The sequence below is a fragment of the Acidovorax sp. GW101-3H11 genome (genome assembly GCF_001633105.1).
Lineage (GTDB): Bacteria > Pseudomonadota > Gammaproteobacteria > Burkholderiales > Burkholderiaceae_C > Acidovorax.
Genome location: NZ_LUKZ01000009.1, coordinates 835,722 through 856,210 on the forward strand (window position 1 = coordinate 835,722; position 20,489 = coordinate 856,210).

The following is a 20,489-nucleotide window of genomic DNA, read 5'->3' on the forward strand; positions in this document are numbered from 1 at the left end:
GTGAATCAGTGGGCGTGCGCGGAAAAAATCAGGCGAAGCTGGGCAGGCATTGCGTGAGCGCTGCGGGCCAGGTGGACTGCTGGGCCCAGGCGCGCATGGCTTCGATGTCGGGGGCGAGGTAGCGGTCCTGCTCCAGGTAGGCCACGCGCTCGCGGATGGCGGCGAATTGCGCTTCGATGAGGGGTGAACTCTTGAGCGAGCGGTCGAACTCCATGCCCTGCGCAGCGGCCATGGCTTCGATGCCGACCATCACCGCCGCATTGCGCACCATGTCGCCCAGCCGGCGTGCGCCGTAGGTGGCCATGGAAACGTGGTCCTCCTGGTTGGCCGAAGTGGGCAGGCTGGTCACGCTGCTGGGGTTGGCCAGGCACTGGTTCTCGGCAGCCAGCGCGGCGGCCGTGACCTGCGCGATCATGAAACCCGAGTTCACGCCGCTGTCGCGGATCAGGAACGCGGGCAGGCCCGAGAGGCCCGGGTCCAGCAGCAGCGACAGGCGCCGCTCGGAGATGGCCCCGATCTCGGCCACGGCCAGCGCGATGATGTCGGCCACGAAGGCCACGGGCTCGGCGTGGAAGTTGCCGCCGGAGATCACATCTCCGTTGTCAAAAACGAGCGGATTATCCGACGCCGCATTGGCCTCGATGGTCAGCACACGGGCGGCATGGTGCAGGTTGTCCAGGCACGCACCCATCACCTGGGGCACGCAGCGGATGGAGTACGGGTCTTGCACGCGGCCGCAGTGGGGGTGTGAGGGGTCGATGGCGCTGCCATCGAGCAGCGCGCGCACGGCAGCGGCCACGGCGATCTGCCCGGCCTGGCCACGCGCTTCGTGGATGCGCGCGTCAAACGGCTTGACCGAGCCCTTGATGGCTTCGAGCGACAAGCAGCCCGCGACCAGCGCGGCAGAGAACACGCTCTCGGCGCCAAACAAACCTGCCAGCGCGAGCGCGGTGGACACCTGCGTGCCATTGAGCAGCGCCAGCCCTTCCTTGGGGCCCAGCACAAAGGGCTGCAAACCGATGGAGCGCATGGCCTCGGCACCCGGCACCACCTTGCCGTCTACCTTGGCCTGCCCTTCGCCGATCAGCACACAAGCCATGTGCGCCAGCGGCGCCAGGTCGCCCGACGCACCCACCGAGCCTTTGGCCGGGATGACAGGAAGCACGTTGGCGTTGGCCAGCGCCAGCAGCGCGTCCACCAACTCGGGCCGCACGCCCGAGTGGCCGCGCGCCAGGCTCACGGCCTTGGTCGCCAGGATGAGGCGCACCACGTCGTCGGGCAACGGATCGCCCGTGCCCACGCTGTGCGACAGCACCAGGTTGCGCTGCAATTCGGCCAGACGCTCATGCGCGATCTTGGTGCTGGCCAGCTTGCCAAAGCCGGTGTTGATGCCATAGACCACCTGGTCTTCATCCACGATGCGCTGCACCGTGGCCAGGGACTTCTGCAAACCCGCGCGGGCCGACGCATCGAGCACCAGTTGCACAGGGCCCGCGTGGATGCGGCGCAGCTCAGCCAGCGTGACGCGGCCGGGATGCAGGGTGAGAGATGAAGCGTTGTGTGTCATGGCATTGATCCTGTATATACAAGTAGGTACAAGCGAAAAATAATCAGCGTTAATTTGTTCTTCAAATCCTGTCAGCCAATCCCGCTACGGGTGGAACTGCCACGGCGCCCGCGAGAGACGCCGAGCAAGGGCCGCCCCGCAGTGAGGGCGTCGTCCCCCTTGAGGGGGAAGGCGCGAAGCGACTCAGGGGGTGCTTCATATTCAACCAGCGACGGGATTGCCATCCGCGCGGAAGCGGCTGCCCAGGCGGTAGCGGGTGGCGGGGTGCAGGCAGCGCACCACGGTGATCGGCACGCCGCGCGACCAAGTGCGGCGGGTGAGCAGCAGGCAGGGCTCCTGCGGAGACATCTCCAGCAGCGCGGCCTGCTCGGCGGTGGGCATGACGGCATCGACCACATGCTCGATCTGGTCAAAGGGCACGTTGCGCACGAGGTATTCGGAGGGTTGCAACTGCGTGAAGTCCTGCGCGGCGAACTGGGGCACCTGGCGCGGGTTCACGTGGCGGTCTTCCAGTTGCACGGGCAGGCCGTCTTCGCGGTGGATGCACAGCGAGTGGAACACCGACTCGCCGGTGCGCAGGTCCAGCGCGGCGGCCACTTCCAGCGTGGCGGAGGTGCGCTCTACCGTGAGCACGTCGCAGCGGTAGTCGTGCCCGCGCTGGCGGATTTCGCTGGCCAGGTTGGCGATCTGCAGGAGCGTGGACTGCGGCTTGTCTTCGGCCACAAAGCTGCCCACGCCCGCCACGCGCACGATGCGGCCCTGCTCTACCAGCTCGCGCAGCGCGCGGTTCACCGTCATGCGCGAGATGCCGAACTGGGTGACCAGCTCGTTCTCGGACGGCAGGCGGTCGCCCGCGCGCCAGATGCCTTCCTGGATCTTGCGCGAGATGTGGTCCTTGACCTGCTCGTACAGCGCCATGGCCTGCGCGGGCGCTGCCACGGCGGCCACGGCCTTGGTGGGCGTGGCACTGCGGGGTGCAGTGGCGGCGGTGCGGCGGGAAGGACGGGCGCTCATGGTAGGAAGCAGTCAGTCAGGCTCAATGCAGGTCCGCCGCCATGGATTCGGCGCGGATCTCTTCGGTGAGGCGCGCCTTGAGGTCCATGAACTCGGGGCTGGTCTTGATCGTGTAATGGCGTGGGTGGGGCAAGTCCACCGCCAGCTCGGTCTTGATGCGACCGGGCCGGGCGCTGAACACGGCAACGCGGTTGGCCATGAAGATGGCCTCGTCGATGTCGTGGGTCACGAAGAGCACCGTCTTGCGCTCGGCCTCCCAGATGCCCAGCAGCAGCTCTTGCATGAGCACGCGGGTCTGGTTGTCGAGCGCGCCGAAGGGCTCGTCCATCAGCAAAATTTTGGGGTCGTTGGCCAGCGCGCGCGCAATGGCGGTGCGCTGCTGCATGCCGCCCGACAGTTGTTTGGGGAAATGCTGCTCAAAGCCGCGCAGCCCCACCTTGGCGATGAAGTACGCGGCGCGCTCCTTCTGTTGCGCCTCGGGCATGCCCCGCTCGCGCAGGCCAAAGCGGATGTTCTGCTCGATGGTGAGCCAAGGGAACAGCGTGTAGCTCTGGAACACCATGCCGCGCTCGGCGCCCGGGCCTTCGACCGGTGCGCCGTCGAGCAACACGCGGCCACTGGTGGCGTGGTCCAGCCCCGCCACGATGCGCAGCAGCGTGGACTTGCCGCAGCCCGAGGGGCCGAGGATGGTGACGAAGTCGTTGTCACGCACTTCAAAGTCCACCGGCTGCAGCGCCTGTGTGCGCTGGCCCTTGGCGGTCTCGAAAACACGCGAGACGGCTTGAATGGATACGCTGCTCATCGCACAAAGCTCCAGGCAAACAGACGGTGGTTGAGCGCCTTGAAGGCGAAGTCGGACACCAGCCCGATGAGGCCGATGATGATGATGCCGAAGATGATCTGGCCGGTGTTGAGCAGCGACTGGCTGTCGGTGATCATGTGGCCGATGCCGCTGGACGAGCCGATCAGCTCTGCCACGATCACATAGGTCCAGGCCCAGCCCAGCACCAGGCGCAGGGTCTCGGCGATCTCGGGCGCAGCGCCAGGGATGAGCACGCGCGTGACGATGCCCTTGTGGCCCGCGCCCAGCGTGTACGCCGCCTCCACCAGGTCGCGCCGAGCGCCGCCCACGGTGACGGCCACCATCAGCGTGATCTGAAAGACCGAGCCGATGAAGATGACGAGGATCTTCTGCGCCTCGCCAATGCCCGCCCACAGGATCAAAAGCGGGATGAAGGCCGAGGCTGGCAGGTAGCGGCAGAACGAGATGAAGGGCTCGAAGAACGCCTCAATGCCTTTGTACGCACCCATCGCAATGCCCAGCGGCACGGCGATGACGGCGGCCAGGACAAAGCCGCCGACCACACGCCAGATGGTCATGCCGATGTCTTTGATAAAGCCGTATTCGGTGAACAGCAGCCAGCCTTCCTTGGCCATGGTGATGGGGCTGGCCAGGAAGGTGGGCGACACGAAGCCGCCCAGCGTGAAGAACGCCCACACCGCCACGAACACGACGAAGAAGGCCAGCCCCAGCATCCAGCGCGCGCGGGCACTCACGGGCTCCAGGGGAGCCAGGGAGCGACGGCGGCGCACAGGGGCTTTCGGCTCAATAACGGACAGGGGTTGCACGGCAGACATGGCGCGTTCTACTTCCAGGTGACTGACTTACTTACTTGATGAAGCTCGCGTCGAACGTGACGGCCAGGTCTTCGTTCGCCTTGCGGATGATGCCGGCCTCCAGCAGGATGGCCGTGGCGTCCTTCATGAACGTGGTCAGCTCGCCCGCGAAGAACTTCTGGTTGGCAGCCTTGTCCTGCCAGCGCAGGAAGGACGAGGACTTGGCAAACTGCTCGCCCGTCTGCTTGACGGCGGCGCCCATGATCTCGTTGGACTTGGCCGGGTCGGCCTTGATCATGTCGAGTGCCTGGAAGTACGAATTGGCCAGCGCCTGTGCCGCCTTGCCATTGGCCTTGAGCCAGGTGGGGTCGCAGCCCACGGTGTCCATCACCATGGGATAGTCGAGCGTGGTCGCCAAAATCTTGCCGGCCGCAGGGTTGTCGCGCACGGTGGAGAGGTAGGGCTCATACGTCATGGCGGCGTCGTTCTGGCCTGCCACAAAGGCCTGCGCGGCCGCCTGGGGCGACAGCGTGGTGGTCTTCACGTCCTTGAGGCTCATGCCGTTCTTGCTCAGCATCCAGGCCAGGCCGAAGTAAGGCGCCGTGCCGGGCGCATCCACGCCGATGGTTTTGCCCTTCAGGTCGGCAAAACTCTTGATGTCGCCGCGCACCGCAATGCCGTCGGCGCCGTAGGACTTGTCCATCTGGAAAATCTGCACGATGGGCACGCCGTTCGCATTCCAGGCCACATGCGTCTCGACGGTGGTGGCGGCGCACTGGATGGATTTGGAGGCCAGGGCCAGGTGGCGGTCCTTCTGCGGAATCATCTTGATCTCCACATCCAGGCCGTTTTTCTTGAAGATGCCTGCCTTGTCGGCCAGCGTGAGTGGTGCAAAACCCGTCCAGCCGGACATGCCCAGCACAATCTTGGTGTCCTGCGCCTGGGCCGGTGCGGCCAGCGCCATCACACATGCTGCTGCCGCTGCCAGCGACGTCCATTTCACAACCGATCGAGTCATCATCTGCTCCTGTTTGAAAAAAGTACCACCCCAGCCGGTCCGCACCTGCGTTCCGGTCGCCATGATGACACCGGGAGCATACCTGTATATACAGGGTAAACACCAGAAAAACCGGGTCATCGGGCGAGGTGATGTGTACTGAGCAAAAACGGGGCCAGGCAGCGCCGCCCCACCCCATCCTCGAACAGGTACATAAATGCTATCAAATAAATAGCAATAAGCGCTTTACCAGAGCGCGGTAACGGCCATTTTTGCCAAAAATTTTCCTTGATAACCGAGCACAAGGACCGAGAGGACCGTTGCACCACCCGCGTGCAGGCCCGGGCCGGGCGGCCGCAGCCACCGGCCTAGGCCCCGGGCGGGGGTTGGTTCACTCCACCACGGGCAGGCGCACCGTGACCGACAGGCCCGGCTCGGCATTGCGCATGTGCAGCTGGCCGTCGTGCGCCTGCGCCACCAGGCGGCACAGGTACAGGCCCAGCCCCACGCCGCCGGTGGTGCGCTGGCGGGCGGTGTCCGGGCGGTAGAAGGCCTGGGCCAGATGGGGCAGGTGCTCGGGGGGCACGCCCCGGCCGTGGTCGCGCACCTCCAGCTCGACCACACGCCGGTCGCCCTCCAGCCGCAGGTGCAGCTCGGGGGGGAAGGCACCCGATTCGCTGTGGCGCAGGCTGTTGTCCAGCAGGTTGCGCAGCAGCAGCCGCAGGCGGGAGCGGTCGAGCCGGATGCTGGGCAGGTCTGGCGGCGCATGCAGCGCGATGCCGGCGGCGCCCGCGTGGCGGGAGCCCAGCTCGGCGATCACCTCGCGCGCCAGCTCCGTGAGGTCGGTGGGCTCGCGGTGCAGTGCGGCGTGGCGCCCGGCCAGGCGCTCGCTCTCCAGCAGGTCGGTGATGAGGCCCGCCATTTCACCCAGGTCGCGCAGCAGGGCCAGCCGCTGGGCCTCGATGTCGGCGGTCTCGGGCAGCAGCTCGGTGTTCAGCCGGGCACGGGTCAACGGGCTGCGCAGCTCGTGGCTCATGGCCAGCAGCAAGGCGCGTTTGGCTTCGAGCATCTGATGGATGTCGTCGCCCATGGTATTGATGGTGGCGGCGAGCTGCCCCAGCTCATCGGGCCGGTGCGCGTGCCGCACGGGGATGGGCTGGGCGAAGTTGCCGTTGCCAAAACGCTGGGCGCCCTGGCGGATGTCGTCCAGCGGGCGCAGCAGGTGGCGCACATACACGTAGGCCAGCGCCGTCAGCAGTAGCAGCACGGTGAGCGTGCCCCAGGCGATGCGCGGGCGCTTGTCCCACGACAGGGCATTGAGCCCAAACTCGATGTGGTGGCCATCGGCCGTGGTGCGCTGCAGCAAGCTGTGGCCATTCTCGTCGCCCGCCCAGTGGTCCTGCTTGCGGAACTTGTCGCTCATCCAGTCGGGGCGTGGCTGGTCGGGGTGAGAAGCCCAGTGGATCTGCGGCCCGTCGATGCGCAGCGTGACGGGCAAGCGGTCGGCAATCGCCTGCGCACGCTCGATGCTGGGCGGACTGCCGATCTCGGCGGTCAGCCGGTCCACATAGTCCATCAACAGGGGGCGGGCCGCTTCTTTCCAGCCCACGGCCACTGCTTTCTGCACCCCACCCATGAAGGTGACGGCCACCGTCACGGCCAGGGCCATGAAGACCAGCACCAGGCGAATGCGCAGCGAATGCCCCACGGCGTGCCGTGCACGGCGGTGCCAAGGGCAGTCGGGGTCCTGGGCCGCGAGTGTGTCGCGCACCTTCATCATCATGGCGCGGCCCGTCGCAGGGCCAGCGAATAACCGGCATTGCGCAGCGTCTTGATGCAGTCGAGCGGCTCCAGCTTCTTGCGCAGGCGGCTCACCACAATGTCCACGGCACGGGTGTACAGCTCGGCCTCGTGGCCACGCAGCTGGTTCAGGATGTCGTCGCGGCTGAACACCTTGCCGGGCTCGCGGGCCAGCAGGTGCAGCAGGTCGAATTCGGTGCCGGTCAGCTCCACGGCCACCCCCTGGCGCAGCACACTGCGGCGGGCGGCGTCGATGGTGAGCCCGTCAAACTCCAGCGAACCCACAGCAGCGCCCTGCCCCGGCCCGCGTCGGCGGCGCAGCACGGTCTGCAGGCGCGCCACCAGCTCGCGCGGCTCAAACGGCTTGGGCAAGTAATCGTCGGCCCCCAGCTCCAGCCCCACCACGCGGTCCATCACCTCGCCGCGCGCCGTGAGCATCACGATGGGCAGGTCGCCCTGCTTGCGGATGGTGCGGCACAGCTCGAAGCCATCCATCTCGGGCAGCATCACATCCAGGATGGCGGCATCGAAGCCCCCCGCTCCCAGCAGGGCCAGCCCGTCGCTGGGCTTGAGGGCGTGGACCAGCTCCAGCTCGAACCGCTGGAAATAGGTGGCCAGCGGTGGCCCGAGCTGGGCGTCGTCGTCAATGAGCAGGATGCGGTGCATGCGCAATTCTCACACCGTCAGGTGTTCGCCCATCCGGTGGTTGGCTCGGGGCCGTCCTCGCCGCCCACACCGAGCAATGCGCGGTGCCGCACGATCAACCGGCGCAGGCGACCTTGGGCGCCCGCATGGAGCGCATCAAAATGATCGGCAGCGGCCAACAAGGCAGGCAAGGTGTGGGCGGCAACCTCGGGCTGCCGGGCCACCAGGCCCAGTGCATGTTCACGGTCAAAGCGCGGCCCCCAGACCAGGGACATCAGCTCATCGTGGGGGTCGGGCATGCCCGCCAGCAGCGCGGGCCCATGGGTGCGCACGCCCTGCGCCAGGCGGTGGATGGGTTCCAGCGTGGGAGACATGGAGCAGCCCCTTGCCATCAACCGCGCGCCATCCAGCCTTTGCGCCGCTGCATCAGCTCGCGCACTTTCTGCTGCTGCTCGGGGTTCAGGCTGTCGTAAAAGTCGGCCATGGCGCTGATCACCTCGGGGCTGCTGGTCTGCACCGCACGGGTTTTTTCGTCCAGCAAGGTCTGTGCGCGTGCACGGTCAAATTTTTCGCCCGCCACAAGGGCCTGCATCTCTGCGCGCGGGTCTGCCGTCTTGCCGATGAACGCCGTGCGCTGCGCTTCCATCTTGTCGGCCAGCACATTGAGCTTGGTTTTTTGTGCGTCGTTCAGGTCCAGCTTGCTGCTGACGCGCTCGACCACCTTGCCACGCACTTCCGCCATCTTCTCGGCGTTCATGGGGCCACGGTGGTGGTGGTTGCTGGAGCAGGCCGTCAGACCGCCCACCGCGATGGAAGCGCCGAAGATGCCCATCAGGGTTTTCTTGATCCAGGGTTTCATGATGCAGTCCTTTCGAGGACGGTGTTGAACATGACCCTGATGGTGCCGCGCGGCGCGCGCTGCGTCGTCTCGACGCAGTTTCGGTTTATTTCATTTTGTTTCGCATGACATATGGGGAGTTACAGGCATTTGTGCCCCCTCCCCGCTCAGCGCACCACGGCCGACAGCACCACCAACCGGTTGGCCAGCAACGCCGCCTCATCCACCATCTGCGCCAAAGGCTTGGCGCCAATGCTCCACCCGCCATACCAGATGGCAAAGGCCGTCACCCCGGGGAACCACTGGCTGCCGCGCGTGCCATAGGCGGCAATGGCTTCGTCAATGCGGGCATGCAGGGTCGCAGCCCCGACCTGGACCTTGCCATCGAACACCCTGGCTAGGTATTGGTGGGAGCCTTCATGCCGAATATGCAAAGTCAGCACCATCATGGTCCTCCGCACGGGCCCAACCTCACCGCCAAGGGGCAGAAACCATGACAAGCCCCACGACAGCTGCGCATGGCAGGCAACGCTTGTGGCTTCAGGCCAGAAGCACCGGCACAACCCTCAATCAAACGAGGGTTCCAGATCACACAGCGGTCGAAGGCGCGGCACCGAAGAAGGCCAGCCACCAGCGCGCAAGGTGGCCCGCCCAAGCCCAGTGATGTACAGCACCTGCGCCCGGGGCTGCGGCGCATCCACCGGGGGCAGTTGCACCTCGACCATGCCCGCCGCACGCAGCACCCGCAGCTTGTCGATGTTGGTGACGTCCGATTCGATCAGAGGCAACTCATCCCGCGCCAGCCCCTGCAGATACTCCATTGGCATAGTGGCCTCCGGCTTGAACGAGCGGGCATTGTGCGGCGCTGGGTTGGGTTTATCAAGGGTTGATACACACGCCTACAGATGCAGGGGTGATTGCCGCAGAAAACCGCCCCACAAATGAAAAAGAGCGTTCGCTGAAGGTCAGCGAACGCTCTTGGATGTGGTGGAGCTGGCGGGAATTGAACCCGCGTCCGTAAGCCTTCACCGGGCAGATCTACATGTTTAGCGGTCTGTTTTGAATCTCGCCACCTGTGTCGCGCAGTCGCACGCTACACAAGCCGCCAGCACCCTATTTTCTTACCCCAACCCAAGGTACCCGGATCGGAGCCAGCCCATGTAATTATCCTTGCAGCCGGGAGGCACTGATTGCTCAGAACCCCCTTGCCCAGCCCATCGGCCAACTGTTGCAAGGCTCACTGGCAATTAAGCAGCGAGTGCGAAACGTTCGTCGTTTGCAGTTAGTTTGTTAAATCGAGATTTACGAGCGTGACTCAAGCTCGACATGCACCACACCGATTCCGAACCCACGTCGAAACCAGGACAGCCCCAAGCCCTCTATTTTAGGCGTGCACAAGCAATTGCAATAGCTCGGCGGGAGATTTAATTGCAGCATGGGCTCCCCACTCACCGGGATCGGCCTTAGCGCCCAGGTACCCATAGGTGGCGGCCACCGTGCCCATGCCTGCTGCCAAGCCAGCAAGGATGTCGCGCTCATCGTCGCCTACATAGATGCACTGCGCGGGCGAGAGCTTCAGGCGGGACGCTGCCTCCAGCAAGGGTGCGGGGTGCGGCTTTGCGTGGGGGGTCGTGTCGCCACTGACCACCGCTCCAGCGGTCTCGAACAGCGGAATCGCCCGGGTCAGCGGTTCTGTAAACCGTGCCGCCTTGTTGGTCACCACCCCCCACAGCAGGTTGCGCTGCAAGAGTTGACGGACCAGTTCGGGCACACCCTCGAATATGGTGGTGCGCTCGGTCATGCGCGATTCATAGTTCACAAAGAACTCTTCACGCCAGGCAGCAAAATCAGGATGGTCCGGGGTCATGCCAAAGGCCTCGCCCAGCATGCCGCGCGCGCCAGCCCCTGCCATGGGCCGATAACGCTCCAGGGGCAAGGAGGGCAGGCCGCGATCGGTACGCATTTTGTCGGCAGCAGCGCCCAGGTCGGGCGCACTGTCGATCAGCGTTCCGTCCAGGTCAAACAGAACGGCACGGATGTCGTGGAACATGGGTGCACCTCAGCCCGCACGCCGGGTGGCAAACAGGTAATTCACGCTGGTATCTTCACTCAGCCAGTAGCGCTTTGTCAGCGGGTTGTACTCCAGCCCTTTGGTATGCAGAACATCCAGTTGCGCACTGCGGCAACTGGCGGCCAATTCGCTGGGGCGAATCATCTTGGCATATTCATGGGTGCCTCGGGGCAGCATGTTCAGCACATATTCCGCCCCCACAATGGCCAGCATAAAGGCCTTGGCGTTGCGATTGATGGTGGAAAAAAACACCCAGCCCCCGGGTTTGACCAACTGGGAGCATGCGCGGACCACGGATGCGGGGTCTGGGACATGCTCCAGCATTTCCATACAGGTCACCACATCAAAACCCGCTGGCTGCTCCTGGGCCAGCGCTTCGACACTGATCTCCTGATAGCGGATATTCGGGGTGCCAGCTTCCAATGCATGCAGTTGCGCCACGCGCAGCGCCTTGGACGCCAGATCAATACCCAGCACGTCCGCACCTTTGCGCGCCATGGAGTCGGCCAGAATACCGCCCCCACAACCAACATCCAGCACCCGCTTGCCATTCAATGGGCTGAAGCCGTTAATCCAATCAAGCCGCAGCGGATTGATCTGGTGCAGCGGACGAAATTCACTGTCCGGATCCCACCAGCGGTGGGCCAATTCTGAAAACTTGGCCAGTTCGGCCGGATCTGCATTGACGGTGTCACTCATGCGGGCAATTGTCTCCGAACCAGATGCACATAAGACTCCAGACGCAAAAAAGCCCCGTTACCGGGGCTTTTTTGTGAAGTAATCCGAAGATTACTTGGAAGCGCGGGTACCGACCACTTCGATTTCCACGCGGCGGTTCTTGGCGCGGCCTTCGGCGGTCTTGTTGTCAGCCACTGGCTGCTTTTCGCCCTTGCCTTCGGTGTAAACGCGGTTCTTTTCGATGCCCTTGGACACCAAATAAGCCTTCACGGCTTCGGAACGACGCACCGACAGCTTCTGGTTGTAAGCATCAGAGCCCACGGAGTCGGTGTGACCCACGGCGATGATGACTTCCAGGTTGATGCCCTTGACCTTGGAAACCAGGTCGTCCAGCTTGGCCTTGCCTTCTGGCTTCAGCACCGACTTGTCGAAGTCGAAGAATGCGTCAGCGGCGTAGGTCACCTTGGTGGCCACGGCAGGAGCGGGTGCAGGTGCAGGTGCGGCGGCAGCGGGTGCAGGTGCGGCGGCAGGAGCAGGAGCAGCGGCAGGAGCAGCAGCCTTGGCGATAGCACCGTCGCAACCAGCGGCAGCCGTAGCAGGCGTCCAGTTGGCATCGCGCCAGCAGTATTCGTTCGTGCCGTTCTTCCAGACCAGATCACCGCTGGCATTGCGCCAGTTGTCAACGGTTTGTGCGCCAGCGGCGGTTGCGAGCGCTGCAGAGGCAAACAACATCGCCACTTTGTTCAGTTTCTTCATGGTTCTCCTCTTGGGGAAAAAGCCGCAGCCGCGCTGCGAATCAGGACGCTAGGGATGACCACCACCCAAAGCGTTCAAACGATTGTGCCATACGTAACAGGGCAAAAGCGGTGGTGACGCGCCACGGTCCGTAGGACAAAACCGGAATTGCTTCGATATGTTGCGCGGTCGCTACACGGTCTTAGCCCTAAAATGACCCTCCTTTGCCGCCACCGCAGCCCCCAATGACCCAGTTTGCCAAAGAAACCCTGCCGATCAGCCTCGAAGAGGAAATGCGGCGCAGTTATCTCGATTACGCGATGAGCGTGATCGTCGGCCGGGCACTGCCCGACGCGCGCGATGGCTTGAAGCCTGTGCACCGGCGCGTGTTGTTTGCCATGCACGAACTCAACAACGACTGGAACCGGCCTTATAAAAAATCGGCCCGTATCGTGGGTGACGTGATCGGTAAATACCACCCGCACGGTGATTCGGCGGTGTATGACACCATCGTGCGGATGGCCCAGGATTTCTCGCTGCGCCACATGCTGGTGGACGGCCAGGGCAATTTCGGATCGGTGGACGGCGACAACGCCGCCGCCATGCGGTATACCGAAATCCGCCTGGCCAAAATCGCGCACGAAATGCTGGGCGACATCGACAAGGAAACCGTCGATTTCGGCCCCAACTACGACGGCAGCGAAAAGGAGCCGCTGGTATTGCCCAGCAAGTTGCCCAATCTGCTGGTCAATGGCTCGGCAGGTATTGCGGTGGGCATGGCCACCAATATCCCGCCGCACAACCTCAATGAAGTGGTGGATGCCTGCCTGCACATGCTGCGCAACCCCGAGACCACCATCGACGAGCTGATGGAGATCATCCCGGCACCCGACTTCCCCACCGCCGGCATCATCTACGGCATCAACGGCGTGAAGGACGGCTACCGCACGGGCCGTGGCCGCGTGATCATGCGCGCGCGCTGCCACTTCGAGGACATCGACCGAGGCCAGCGCCAGGCGATCATCGTGGACGAGCTGCCCTACCAGGTCAACAAGAAGACTCTGCAGGAGCGCATGGCCGAGCTGGTGCACGAGAAGAAGATCGAAGGCATCAGCCACATCCAGGACGAGTCGGACAAATCCGGCATGCGCCTGGTGATCGAACTCAAGCGCGGCGAAGTGCCCGAGGTGGTGCTGAACAACCTGTACAAGCAGACGCAGCTGCAGGACACCTTTGGCATGAACATGGTGGCGCTGGTCGATGGCCAGCCGCGCCTCTGCAACCTCAAGGACCTGATCGTCGTCTTCCTGCAGCACCGCCGCGAAGTAGTGACGCGCCGCACGGTGTTCGAGCTGCGCAAGGCGCGCGATCGCGGCCATGTGCTGGAAGGCCTGGCCGTGGCCCTGGCCAACATCGACGATTTCATCGCCATCATCCGCAACGCCCCCACGCCGCCCGTGGCCAAGTCCGAGCTGATGGCCCGCTCATGGGACAGCAAGCTGGTGCGTGAGATGCTGACCCGCACCCGCGCCGATGGCGGCGTGATCAACGCGGACGACTACCGCCCTGAAGGCCTGGAAGTCGAGTTCGGCATGGGCCAGGACGGCCTGTACCGCCTGTCGGAAACGCAGGCCCAGGAAATCCTGCAGATGCGCCTGCAGCGCCTCACGGGCCTGGAGCAGGACAAGATCGTGGCCGAGTACAAGGAAGTCATGGCGGTCATTGAAGACCTGCTGGACATCCTGGCCAAGCCCGAGCGCGTCTCGACCATCATTGGCGAAGAACTCACCTCCATCAAGGCCGAGTTCGGCCAGCACAAGCTGGGCGCACGCCGCAGCGTGGTGGAGTACAGCGCACAGGACCTCTCCACCGAAGACCTGATCACCCCCACCGACATGGTGGTGACGCTCTCGCACACTGGCTACATCAAGAGCCAGCCCCTGTCAGAGTACCGCGCGCAAAAACGCGGCGGGCGTGGCAAGCAGGCCACGGCGACCAAGGAAGACGACTGGATCGACCAGCTCTTCATCGCCAACACGCACGACTACATCCTGTGCTTCTCCAACCGGGGCCGCCTGTACTGGCTCAAGGTCTGGGAAGTGCCCGCAGGCTCGCGCGGCTCGCGCGGTCGCCCCATCGTGAACATGTTCCCGCTGCAAGACGGCGAGAAAATCAACGTGGTGCTGCCACTCACGGGCGACATGCGCACCTTCCCGGCCGACCGTTTTGTGTTCATGGCGACCAGCATGGGCACCGTCAAGAAGACCGCGCTGGATGAATTCAGCAACCCGCGCAAGGGCGGCATCATTGCCGTCAACCTCGACGATGGCGACTACCTGATTGGCGCGGCCCTGACCGATGGCAAACACGATGTGATGCTGTTCAGCGACGGCGGCAAGGCGGTGCGCTTTGACGAAAACGACGTGCGCCCCCTGGGCCGCCAGGCGCGCGGTGTGCGCGGCATGATGCTGGAAGACGGCCAGAGCGTGATCGCCATGCTGGTGGCCGAAGACGAAACCCAAAGCGTGCTCACCGCCACCGAAAACGGCTACGGCAAACGCACCAGCATCGTCGAATACACCCGCCACGGCCGGGGCACCAAGGGCATGATCGCCATCCAGCAGAGCGAGCGCAACGGCAAGGTCGTGGCCGCCACGCTGGTGCATGCCGACGACGAAATCATGCTGATCACCGACAAGGGCGTGCTGGTCCGTACTCGCGTGAGCGAAATCCGCGAGCTGGGCCGTGCCACGCAGGGCGTCACGCTGATCGCGCTGGACGAAGGCTCCAAGCTCAGCGGCCTGCAACGCATCGTGGAAAACGATGCCAATGTGGCCGATGCCGACACCGATGGTGACGGCAATGTGGACGGTGGTGGCTCTGCAGACTCCGGCGCAGCCCCCAGCTCCGACGCCTGACCTGCTCGTTTCGCCTTCGCCGGGTGCCGCGCCAGACGCGGCACCCAAATGCTATTAAAAGTGTAGCTGCCAGCGCTTATTCAGCAGGCGCAAGCAGCATTTTTGACTGTTAAACCATGACCCGCCCCTACAACTTCTCGGCCGGCCCGGCCGCCATCCCCGCCGAAGTGCTGGAGCAAGCCGCCGCCGAAATGCTCGACTGGCACGGCAGCGGCATGGGCGTGATGGAAATGAGCCACCGGGGCAAGGAGTTCCTGTCCATCTACGAGCAGGCCGAAGCCGACCTGCGCGAACTGCTGGCCGTGCCCACCAACTACAAGATCCTGTTCATGCAAGGCGGTGGCCTGGCCGAAAACGCCATCGTGCCGCTGAACCTCTCGCGGGCTGGTGCGGTGGACTTTGTGGTCACAGGCAGCTGGAGCCAGAAGTCGCAGAAGGAAGCGCGCAAGTACGCCTCCGAGGTGAACATCGTGGCGTCGGCCGAAGACACCGGCTTCACCACCCTGCCCGACCCCGCCTCGTGGACCGTGAGCCGGGGCGCGAGCTACCTGCACATCTGCAGCAACGAAACCATCAACGGCATCGAATTCCACCAGCTGCCCGACCTGAAGGCGCTGGGCAGCGATGCACCGCTGGTCATTGATTTTTCGTCCCATGTGGCGTCGCGCCCTGTGGACTGGAGCCGCGTGGGTCTGGCCTTTGGCGGCGCGCAAAAGAACCTGGGCCCCGCCGGCCTCACCCTGGTGGTGGTGCGCGAAGACCTGCTGGGCCATGCCCTGCCCGCCTGCCCCAGCGCCTTCGACTACAAAACCGTGGCCGACAACCAGTCCATGTACAACACGCCCCCCACCTGGGGCGTCTATATCGCGGGCCTCACCTTCCAGTGGCTCAAGCGCCAGACCGAAGGCGGCCTGACCGGCGTGGCCGCGATGGAGCAGCGCAACATCGCCAAGGCCGCCCTGCTCTACAACGCCATCGACAGCTCGCAGCTGTATGTGAACAAGGTGGCAGCCAACTGCCGCTCGCGCATGAACATTCCGTTCTTCCTGCGCGACGAAAGCCGCAACGACGCGTTCCTGGCCGGAGCCAAGGAACGTGGTCTGCTGCAACTCAAGGGCCACAAGTCCGTGGGGGGTATGCGCGCCAGTGTCTACAACGCCATGCCGATCGAGGGCGTACAGGCGCTGGTGGACTACATGCGAGAATTTGAGCAAAAGCACGCCTGAACGCACACCGGCCTTCCCCGTTCGTTCACGCGCCCGCGCACCCAGACCCCACCCATGAACACTCCGCAAGCCTCACCCGATCTCGCCAGTCTGCGCGTGCAGATCGACTCCATCGACCAGCAACTGCTCACGCTGCTGAACCAGCGCGCGCTGGTGGCCGAACAGGTGGGTGAAGTCAAGAAGCGTGAAGGCACGCCTTTCTTCCGCCCCGACCGCGTGGCCCAGGTCATCGACAAGATCACCCACGCCAACCCCGGCCCGCTCAAGGGCCCGCATGTGGCGGCCATCTGGCGCGAGATCATGTCCGCCTGCCTGGCGCTCGAATCGCCCCAGCGCGTGGCCGTGCTGGGCCCCGAAGGCACGTTCTGCGAACAGGCGGCCATCGAATTCTTCGGCGGCGCAGCCGACCTGATGTACTGCGCCAATTTCGACGAGGTGTTCCACGCCACGGCCGCAGGCAGCGCCCAGTACGGTGTGGTGGGCGTCGAGAACTCCACCGAAGGCGTGGTCACGCGCTCGCTGGACCTGTTCCTGCACACCCCCACGCATGTGGTGGGCGAAGTGAGCCTGCTGGTGCGCCACAACCTGCTGCGCACCACCAATTCGCTCGACGGCATCGAGGCCGTGCTGGCCCACCCGCAGGCGCTGGCCCAATGCCAGGCCTGGTTGTCCAAGCACCTGCCACACGCCGAACGCCGCCCGGTGTCGAGCAATGCCGAGGGCGCGCGCCTGGCCACCACCAACCCCGCCTGGGCGGCCCTGTCGAGCGAGCGCGCAGCCACCCAGTTCGGCCTGCACATCGTCTCGCACGCGATCCAGGACGACGCCTACAACCGCACGCGTTTTGCCATCATCTGCCTGCCGCACACGCTGCAGACGCCTCCGCCTTCAGGCAAGGACTGCACCAGCCTCGTGGTCTCAGTGCCCAACCAGCCCGGCGCGGTGCATGACCTGCTGGTGCCGCTCAAGACGCATGGCGTGTCCATGACGCGTTTCGAATCCCGCCCCGCACGAACCGGCCAGTGGGAGTATTACTTCTACATCGACCTCGACGGCCACCCCGCGCAGCCCCATGTGGCGCGCGCGCTGGAAGAACTGCGCAGCCTGTGCGCGTTCTACAAGGTCCTGGGCACATACCCCGTGTCGTCCTGAGGAGCCGCCGCAATGTTTGAACAATTGGGATTGATTGGCTGCGGGCTCATGGGCGGCTCGTTTGCCCTGGCGATGAAAAAGGCGGGCCTGGTCAAGCGGGTGGTGGGCTACAGCAAGTCGCCCTCGACCACCGACCGCGCGCGCCAGCTGGGCGTGATCGATGTCGAGGCGCCTTCGGCCCTGCTCGCCGTGGCCGGCGCCGACATCGTGCTGGTGGCCGTGCCCGTGGCCGCCACCGAAGCCACCTTGAAAGCCATCAAGCACCTCGTCACGCCCCAGATGCTCATCATGGACGTAGGCTCGACCAAGGCCGACGTGGTGCATGCCGCACAGCGCTCTTTGCGCGACCAGGTCGGCTCGTTTGTGCCTGCACACCCCATCACCGGGCGCGAAGTGTCGGGCGTGGAGCATGCCGAGGCGGATCTCTACAGCGGGCGCCAGGTCATCCTGACGCCCACCGAGCGCACTCTCACGGTCCATCTGCAGAACGCAGAAAAGATCTGGAACGCCCTGGGCTGCCGCGTGACCAGCATGTCGCCCGAGTCGCACGACGCGGCCTTTGCCGCTGTCAGCCACCTGCCCCATGTGCTGGCTTTTGCGATGATGAACAGCATCACCGGGCAAGCGCACGGCGATGATTTCCTGTCCCTCGCAGGCCCCGGGTTTCGGGATTTCACCCGCATCGCGGCCAGCGACCCCAAGGTGTGGCGCGACATCATGCTGGCGAACCGCGAAGAACTCCTGGCCCAGTCCAAGCTGTTCCAGCAGGCCCTGCACAACATCGAGCAGGCCATGGAAAAGGGCAACGCCCAGGCACTGGAAGACATGCTGACCCTGGCCAGCGAAACCCGCGCGCACTGGCGCATGGGCGCAAAACGCAAGTAACCCCCTGAGTCGCCTTCGGCGCCTTCCCCCAAGGGGGACGCACCCGGTGGCCTGGCGAAGCCAGCTCCACGGGTGCGCTGGTGTTGGGGCGCGCCAGTTGTGCAGGCTGCTGGCCGCACGAACGCTCTTTGAGCCGCAATTGGACACAACACAACGATGTACAGCACCGTATTCCTCGATCTGCCTCCTTTGCAAGCCGCTGCGGGTGAAGTCCACCTGCCGGGCTCCAAGAGCATCTCCAACCGCGTGCTGCTGCTGGCCGCGCTGAGCAATGGCACCACCACCGTGCACGACCTGCTGGCGTCCGATGACACGCGTGTGATGCTGGATGCCCTGCGCCAAATCGGGTGCACGGTGGATGAAGCGGGCAGCACGGTGCGCATCACCGGCCTGGGGGGCCGCCTGCCCCAGTCTCCCGCCAAGCTGTTCCTGGGCAATGCCGGTACCGCCATGCGTCCGCTCACGGCGGCGCTGGCGCTGCTGGGCGGCGAGTTCGAGCTGTCGGGCGTGCCACGCATGCACGAGCGCCCCATTGGCGACCTCATCGATGCGCTGCGCCAGCTGGGTTGCCAGATCGACTACCTGGGCAACGAGGGCTACCCGCCGCTCAAGATCGCCCACGGCCAGGGCGTGCCTTCGCTGGCGCTGGCAGAGCCCATCCGGGTACGCGGCGATGTATCGAGCCAGTTCCTCACCGCGCTGCTCATGGCGCTGCCACTGGCGGCGGGCACACAGGCCATCGTGATCGAGGTGGTCGGCGAGCTGATCTCCAAGCCCTACATCGCCATCACGCTCCAGCTGCTGGCGCGTTTTGGCATCGTGGTCGGGCACCAGAACTGGCAGCGTTTCACCATCCCTGCGGGCAGCCGCTACCAGTCGCCCGGCAGCATCCATGTGGAGGCCGACGCCTCATCTGCTAGCTATTTCATAGCGCTTGGGGCAATAGCAACGGGCGGTGAAGCCCAAAAAAGCATCAAGATTCAGGGCGTGGGGCTGGATTCGATCCAGGGCGACATCCGTTTTGTCGAGGCCGCACGCGCCATGGGCGCCGTGGTCACGGGCGGCCCCAACTGGCTGCAGATCGAACGCGGCGCCTGGCCCCTGAAGGCCATTGAGCTGGACTGCAACCACATCCCCGACGCAGCCATGACACTGGCCGTGATGGCGTTGTATGCCGAAGGCACCACCACGCTGACCAACATTGCCAGCTGGCGCGTGAAGGAAACCGACCGCATCGCCGCCATGGCCACCGAGCTGCGCAAGCTCGGCGCCACGGTGGAGGAAGGTGCGGACTACATCCGCGTGACGCCTCCGACGCAGGCGGCGGACTGGAAAGCTGCCAGCATCCACACCTACGACGACCACCGCGTGGCCATGTGCTTCTCGCTGGCCGCCTTCAACCCGGCGCGCTTGCCGGTGCGCATCGAAGACCCCAAATGCGTGGCCAAGACCTTCCCGGACTATTTCGAGGCACTGTTCTCGGTCGCCCAGGTCGAGACCGCCCACATCCCGGTGATCTGCATCGACGGCCCCACGGCCTCAGGCAAGGGCACGGTGGCGGCTGCGGTGGCGCAGCGGCTGGGCTACCGCTTTCTCGACTCGGGGGCGATGTACCGCATCACCGCCCTGGCCGCGCTGCGTGCAGGTCTCGCCATCGACGCCGACCATGAAGCGCGCATTGCCACCATGGCGCAGACCCTCCCGGTGCGGTTTGAGGGCGGCAAGGTGTGGCTGGGCAGCGACGACGTGACCGACGCCATCCGCACCGAAGAAGCCGGCATGAACGCATCCCGCGTTTCGGCCCTGCCCGCCGTGCGCACGGCACTGGTAGACCTGCAGCACAGCTTCCAGCGCCTGCCGGGCCTGGTGGCCGATGGCCGCGACATGGGCACCGTGATCTTCCCAGAGGCCCCGCTCAAGGTCTATTTGACGGCCAGCGCCGCCTGCCGCGCGGAGCGCCGCTATAAGCAGTTGATTTCAAAGGGTTTTTCGGCTAGTATCGAAGACCTTCGCGCGGATTTGGAGGCGCGTGACGCACGGGACAGTTCCCGCAGCGTTGCTCCCTTGAAGCCCGCGCAGGACGCTCTGGTCCTGGACAACTCCACCTTGACGATTGATGAAGCCGTCGAGCAGGTGCTGGCCTGGTGGCAGGAGCGCCAACCTTTCGCAGGGTCTGCGCAAGGTTGAAACGTGTGGGGCCTTCCGTCAAAAACGGGGCTCCGCAAGCAAGGCTGAAAGGCCCTGCAACAGGCCCACGCAACCCCTCTCGCGCGCCAGCGCACAGGTTGTGTGGATCGATAACCTAACCCGCGGTTCTACCGCAAAAAACCACCGCAAGCAGCTATA

General features: G+C 64.7%; 19 protein-coding genes and 1 other RNA gene. 5 read left to right on the plus strand and 15 right to left on the minus strand.

The genetic code is table 11. The features are described from left to right. Positions 1-28: 28 nt before the first annotated feature. The 15 genes from hutH to ompA form a co-directional block, all read right to left on the minus strand. The gene (gene hutH, locus A1D30_RS09800) at positions 29-1,567 is read right to left on the minus strand and encodes a histidine ammonia-lyase (RefSeq protein ID WP_063460539.1); all 1,539 of its coding nucleotides are present in this window, start codon (positions 1,565-1,567) and stop codon (positions 29-31) included. Between the two features lie 201 nt (positions 1,568-1,768). Beyond that, positions 1,769-2,581: a histidine utilization repressor gene (gene hutC, locus A1D30_RS09805; protein WP_063460540.1), complete on the minus strand. Its 813-nt coding sequence runs from the start codon at positions 2,579-2,581 to the stop codon at positions 1,769-1,771. Between the two features lie 22 nt (positions 2,582-2,603). Then, positions 2,604-3,383, minus strand: coding sequence for an ABC transporter ATP-binding protein (locus A1D30_RS09810; RefSeq protein WP_063460541.1), 780 nt, complete (start codon positions 3,381-3,383; stop codon positions 2,604-2,606). Further along, complete coding sequence (locus A1D30_RS09815) at positions 3,380-4,219, minus strand: ABC transporter permease (protein WP_063460542.1); 840 nt, start codon at positions 4,217-4,219, stop codon at positions 3,380-3,382. The genes A1D30_RS09810 and A1D30_RS09815 overlap by 4 nt, the downstream gene beginning before the upstream one ends. Before the next feature lie 31 nt (positions 4,220-4,250). Beyond that, positions 4,251-5,216, minus strand: a complete 966-nt coding sequence (locus A1D30_RS09820; RefSeq protein ID WP_082836420.1) for an ABC transporter substrate-binding protein — start codon at positions 5,214-5,216, stop codon at positions 4,251-4,253. 370 nt (positions 5,217-5,586) lie between these two features. Continuing rightward, a complete protein-coding gene (locus A1D30_RS09825; RefSeq protein WP_063460901.1) occupies positions 5,587-6,972 on the minus strand; it encodes a HAMP domain-containing sensor histidine kinase in 1,386 nt (461 codons plus the stop codon). A gap of 2 nt (positions 6,973-6,974) precedes the next feature. Further along, the gene (locus A1D30_RS09830; RefSeq protein WP_063460544.1) at positions 6,975-7,661 is read right to left on the minus strand and encodes a response regulator transcription factor; all 687 of its coding nucleotides are present in this window, start codon (positions 7,659-7,661) and stop codon (positions 6,975-6,977) included. A gap of 17 nt (positions 7,662-7,678) precedes the next feature. Next, positions 7,679-8,014 (minus strand): hypothetical protein, encoded by a 336-nt coding sequence (locus tag A1D30_RS09835; protein ID WP_063460545.1) that lies wholly within the window; start codon positions 8,012-8,014, stop codon positions 7,679-7,681. Between the two features lie 17 nt (positions 8,015-8,031). Beyond that, positions 8,032-8,499, minus strand: coding sequence for a Spy/CpxP family protein refolding chaperone (locus tag A1D30_RS09840; protein ID WP_063460546.1), 468 nt, complete (start codon positions 8,497-8,499; stop codon positions 8,032-8,034). Positions 8,500-8,645: 146 nt separating this feature from the next. Beyond that, the gene (locus A1D30_RS09845; RefSeq protein ID WP_242421836.1) at positions 8,646-8,924 is read right to left on the minus strand and encodes a hypothetical protein; all 279 of its coding nucleotides are present in this window, start codon (positions 8,922-8,924) and stop codon (positions 8,646-8,648) included. 120 nt (positions 8,925-9,044) lie between these two features. Continuing rightward, positions 9,045-9,305 carry a hypothetical protein gene (locus A1D30_RS09850; RefSeq protein ID WP_199865945.1) on the minus strand — a complete coding sequence of 87 codons (261 nt, stop codon included), beginning with the start codon at positions 9,303-9,305 and terminating at the stop codon, positions 9,045-9,047. A 158-nt stretch (positions 9,306-9,463) separates the two neighbouring features. Beyond that, positions 9,464-9,850, minus strand: a transfer-messenger RNA (tmRNA) gene (gene ssrA, locus A1D30_RS09855). A gap of 12 nt (positions 9,851-9,862) precedes the next feature. Next, entirely contained in the window at positions 9,863-10,528 is a 666-nt protein-coding gene (locus tag A1D30_RS09860) for an HAD-IA family hydrolase (protein WP_063460549.1), read from the minus strand. Positions 10,529-10,537: 9 nt separating this feature from the next. Then, positions 10,538-11,248 (minus strand): bifunctional 2-polyprenyl-6-hydroxyphenol methylase/3-demethylubiquinol 3-O-methyltransferase UbiG, encoded by a 711-nt coding sequence (gene ubiG / locus A1D30_RS09865; protein ID WP_063460550.1) that lies wholly within the window; start codon positions 11,246-11,248, stop codon positions 10,538-10,540. A 90-nt stretch (positions 11,249-11,338) separates the two neighbouring features. Continuing rightward, on the minus strand, positions 11,339-11,983 hold the full coding sequence (gene ompA / locus A1D30_RS09870) for an outer membrane protein OmpA (RefSeq protein ID WP_063460551.1): 645 nt from the start codon (positions 11,981-11,983) through the stop codon (positions 11,339-11,341). A gap of 224 nt (positions 11,984-12,207) precedes the next feature. Here ompA and gyrA point away from each other — a divergent pair, with 224 nt between their 5' ends. The 5 genes from gyrA (at position 12,208) to A1D30_RS09895 (ending at position 20,330) form a co-directional block, all read left to right on the plus strand. After that, positions 12,208-14,880, plus strand: a complete 2,673-nt coding sequence (gene gyrA / locus A1D30_RS09875) for a DNA gyrase subunit A (protein ID WP_063460552.1) — start codon at positions 12,208-12,210, stop codon at positions 14,878-14,880. 116 nt (positions 14,881-14,996) lie between these two features. Continuing rightward, positions 14,997-16,106 (plus strand): 3-phosphoserine/phosphohydroxythreonine transaminase, encoded by a 1,110-nt coding sequence (serC, locus tag A1D30_RS09880; RefSeq protein WP_063460553.1) that lies wholly within the window; start codon positions 14,997-14,999, stop codon positions 16,104-16,106. A 54-nt stretch (positions 16,107-16,160) separates the two neighbouring features. After that, positions 16,161-17,258 carry a prephenate dehydratase gene (pheA, locus tag A1D30_RS09885; protein ID WP_063460554.1) on the plus strand — a complete coding sequence of 366 codons (1,098 nt, stop codon included), beginning with the start codon at positions 16,161-16,163 and terminating at the stop codon, positions 17,256-17,258. Positions 17,259-17,270: 12 nt separating this feature from the next. Next, positions 17,271-18,143 carry a prephenate dehydrogenase/arogenate dehydrogenase family protein gene (locus A1D30_RS09890; protein ID WP_063460555.1) on the plus strand — a complete coding sequence of 291 codons (873 nt, stop codon included), beginning with the start codon at positions 17,271-17,273 and terminating at the stop codon, positions 18,141-18,143. Positions 18,144-18,299: 156 nt separating this feature from the next. Continuing rightward, positions 18,300-20,330: a bifunctional 3-phosphoshikimate 1-carboxyvinyltransferase/cytidylate kinase gene (locus A1D30_RS09895; RefSeq protein ID WP_063460556.1), complete on the plus strand. Its 2,031-nt coding sequence runs from the start codon at positions 18,300-18,302 to the stop codon at positions 20,328-20,330. Positions 20,331-20,489: the final 159 nt, after the last annotated feature.

What these genes read in the sequence shown, in the direction of transcription:
- hutH (WP_063460539.1), bottom strand. Translation starts at nt 1,567, where the DNA reads ATGACACACAACGCTTCATCTCTCACCCTGCATCCCGGCCGCGTCACG.
- hutC (WP_063460540.1), bottom strand. Translation starts at nt 2,581, where the DNA reads ATGAGCGCCCGTCCTTCCCGCCGCACCGCCGCCACTGCACCCCGCAGT.
- A1D30_RS09810 (WP_063460541.1), bottom strand. Translation starts at nt 3,383, where the DNA reads ATGAGCAGCGTATCCATTCAAGCCGTCTCGCGTGTTTTCGAGACCGCC.
- A1D30_RS09815 (WP_063460542.1), bottom strand. Translation starts at nt 4,219, where the DNA reads ATGTCTGCCGTGCAACCCCTGTCCGTTATTGAGCCGAAAGCCCCTGTG.
- A1D30_RS09820 (WP_082836420.1), bottom strand. Translation starts at nt 5,216, where the DNA reads ATGACTCGATCGGTTGTGAAATGGACGTCGCTGGCAGCGGCAGCAGCA.
- A1D30_RS09825 (WP_063460901.1), bottom strand. Translation starts at nt 6,972, where the DNA reads ATGAAGGTGCGCGACACACTCGCGGCCCAGGACCCCGACTGCCCTTGG.
- A1D30_RS09830 (WP_063460544.1), bottom strand. Translation starts at nt 7,661, where the DNA reads ATGCACCGCATCCTGCTCATTGACGACGACGCCCAGCTCGGGCCACCG.
- A1D30_RS09835 (WP_063460545.1), bottom strand. Translation starts at nt 8,014, where the DNA reads ATGTCTCCCACGCTGGAACCCATCCACCGCCTGGCGCAGGGCGTGCGC.
- A1D30_RS09840 (WP_063460546.1), bottom strand. Translation starts at nt 8,499, where the DNA reads ATGAAACCCTGGATCAAGAAAACCCTGATGGGCATCTTCGGCGCTTCC.
- A1D30_RS09845 (WP_242421836.1), bottom strand. Translation starts at nt 8,924, where the DNA reads ATGGTGCTGACTTTGCATATTCGGCATGAAGGCTCCCACCAATACCTA.
- A1D30_RS09850 (WP_199865945.1), bottom strand. Translation starts at nt 9,305, where the DNA reads ATGCCAATGGAGTATCTGCAGGGGCTGGCGCGGGATGAGTTGCCTCTG.
- A1D30_RS09860 (WP_063460549.1), bottom strand. Translation starts at nt 10,528, where the DNA reads ATGTTCCACGACATCCGTGCCGTTCTGTTTGACCTGGACGGAACGCTG.
- ubiG (WP_063460550.1), bottom strand. Translation starts at nt 11,248, where the DNA reads ATGAGTGACACCGTCAATGCAGATCCGGCCGAACTGGCCAAGTTTTCA.
- ompA (WP_063460551.1), bottom strand. Translation starts at nt 11,983, where the DNA reads ATGAAGAAACTGAACAAAGTGGCGATGTTGTTTGCCTCTGCAGCGCTC.
- gyrA (WP_063460552.1), top strand. Translation starts at nt 12,208, where the DNA reads ATGACCCAGTTTGCCAAAGAAACCCTGCCGATCAGCCTCGAAGAGGAA.
- serC (WP_063460553.1), top strand. Translation starts at nt 14,997, where the DNA reads ATGACCCGCCCCTACAACTTCTCGGCCGGCCCGGCCGCCATCCCCGCC.
- pheA (WP_063460554.1), top strand. Translation starts at nt 16,161, where the DNA reads ATGAACACTCCGCAAGCCTCACCCGATCTCGCCAGTCTGCGCGTGCAG.
- A1D30_RS09890 (WP_063460555.1), top strand. Translation starts at nt 17,271, where the DNA reads ATGTTTGAACAATTGGGATTGATTGGCTGCGGGCTCATGGGCGGCTCG.
- A1D30_RS09895 (WP_063460556.1), top strand. Translation starts at nt 18,300, where the DNA reads ATGTACAGCACCGTATTCCTCGATCTGCCTCCTTTGCAAGCCGCTGCG.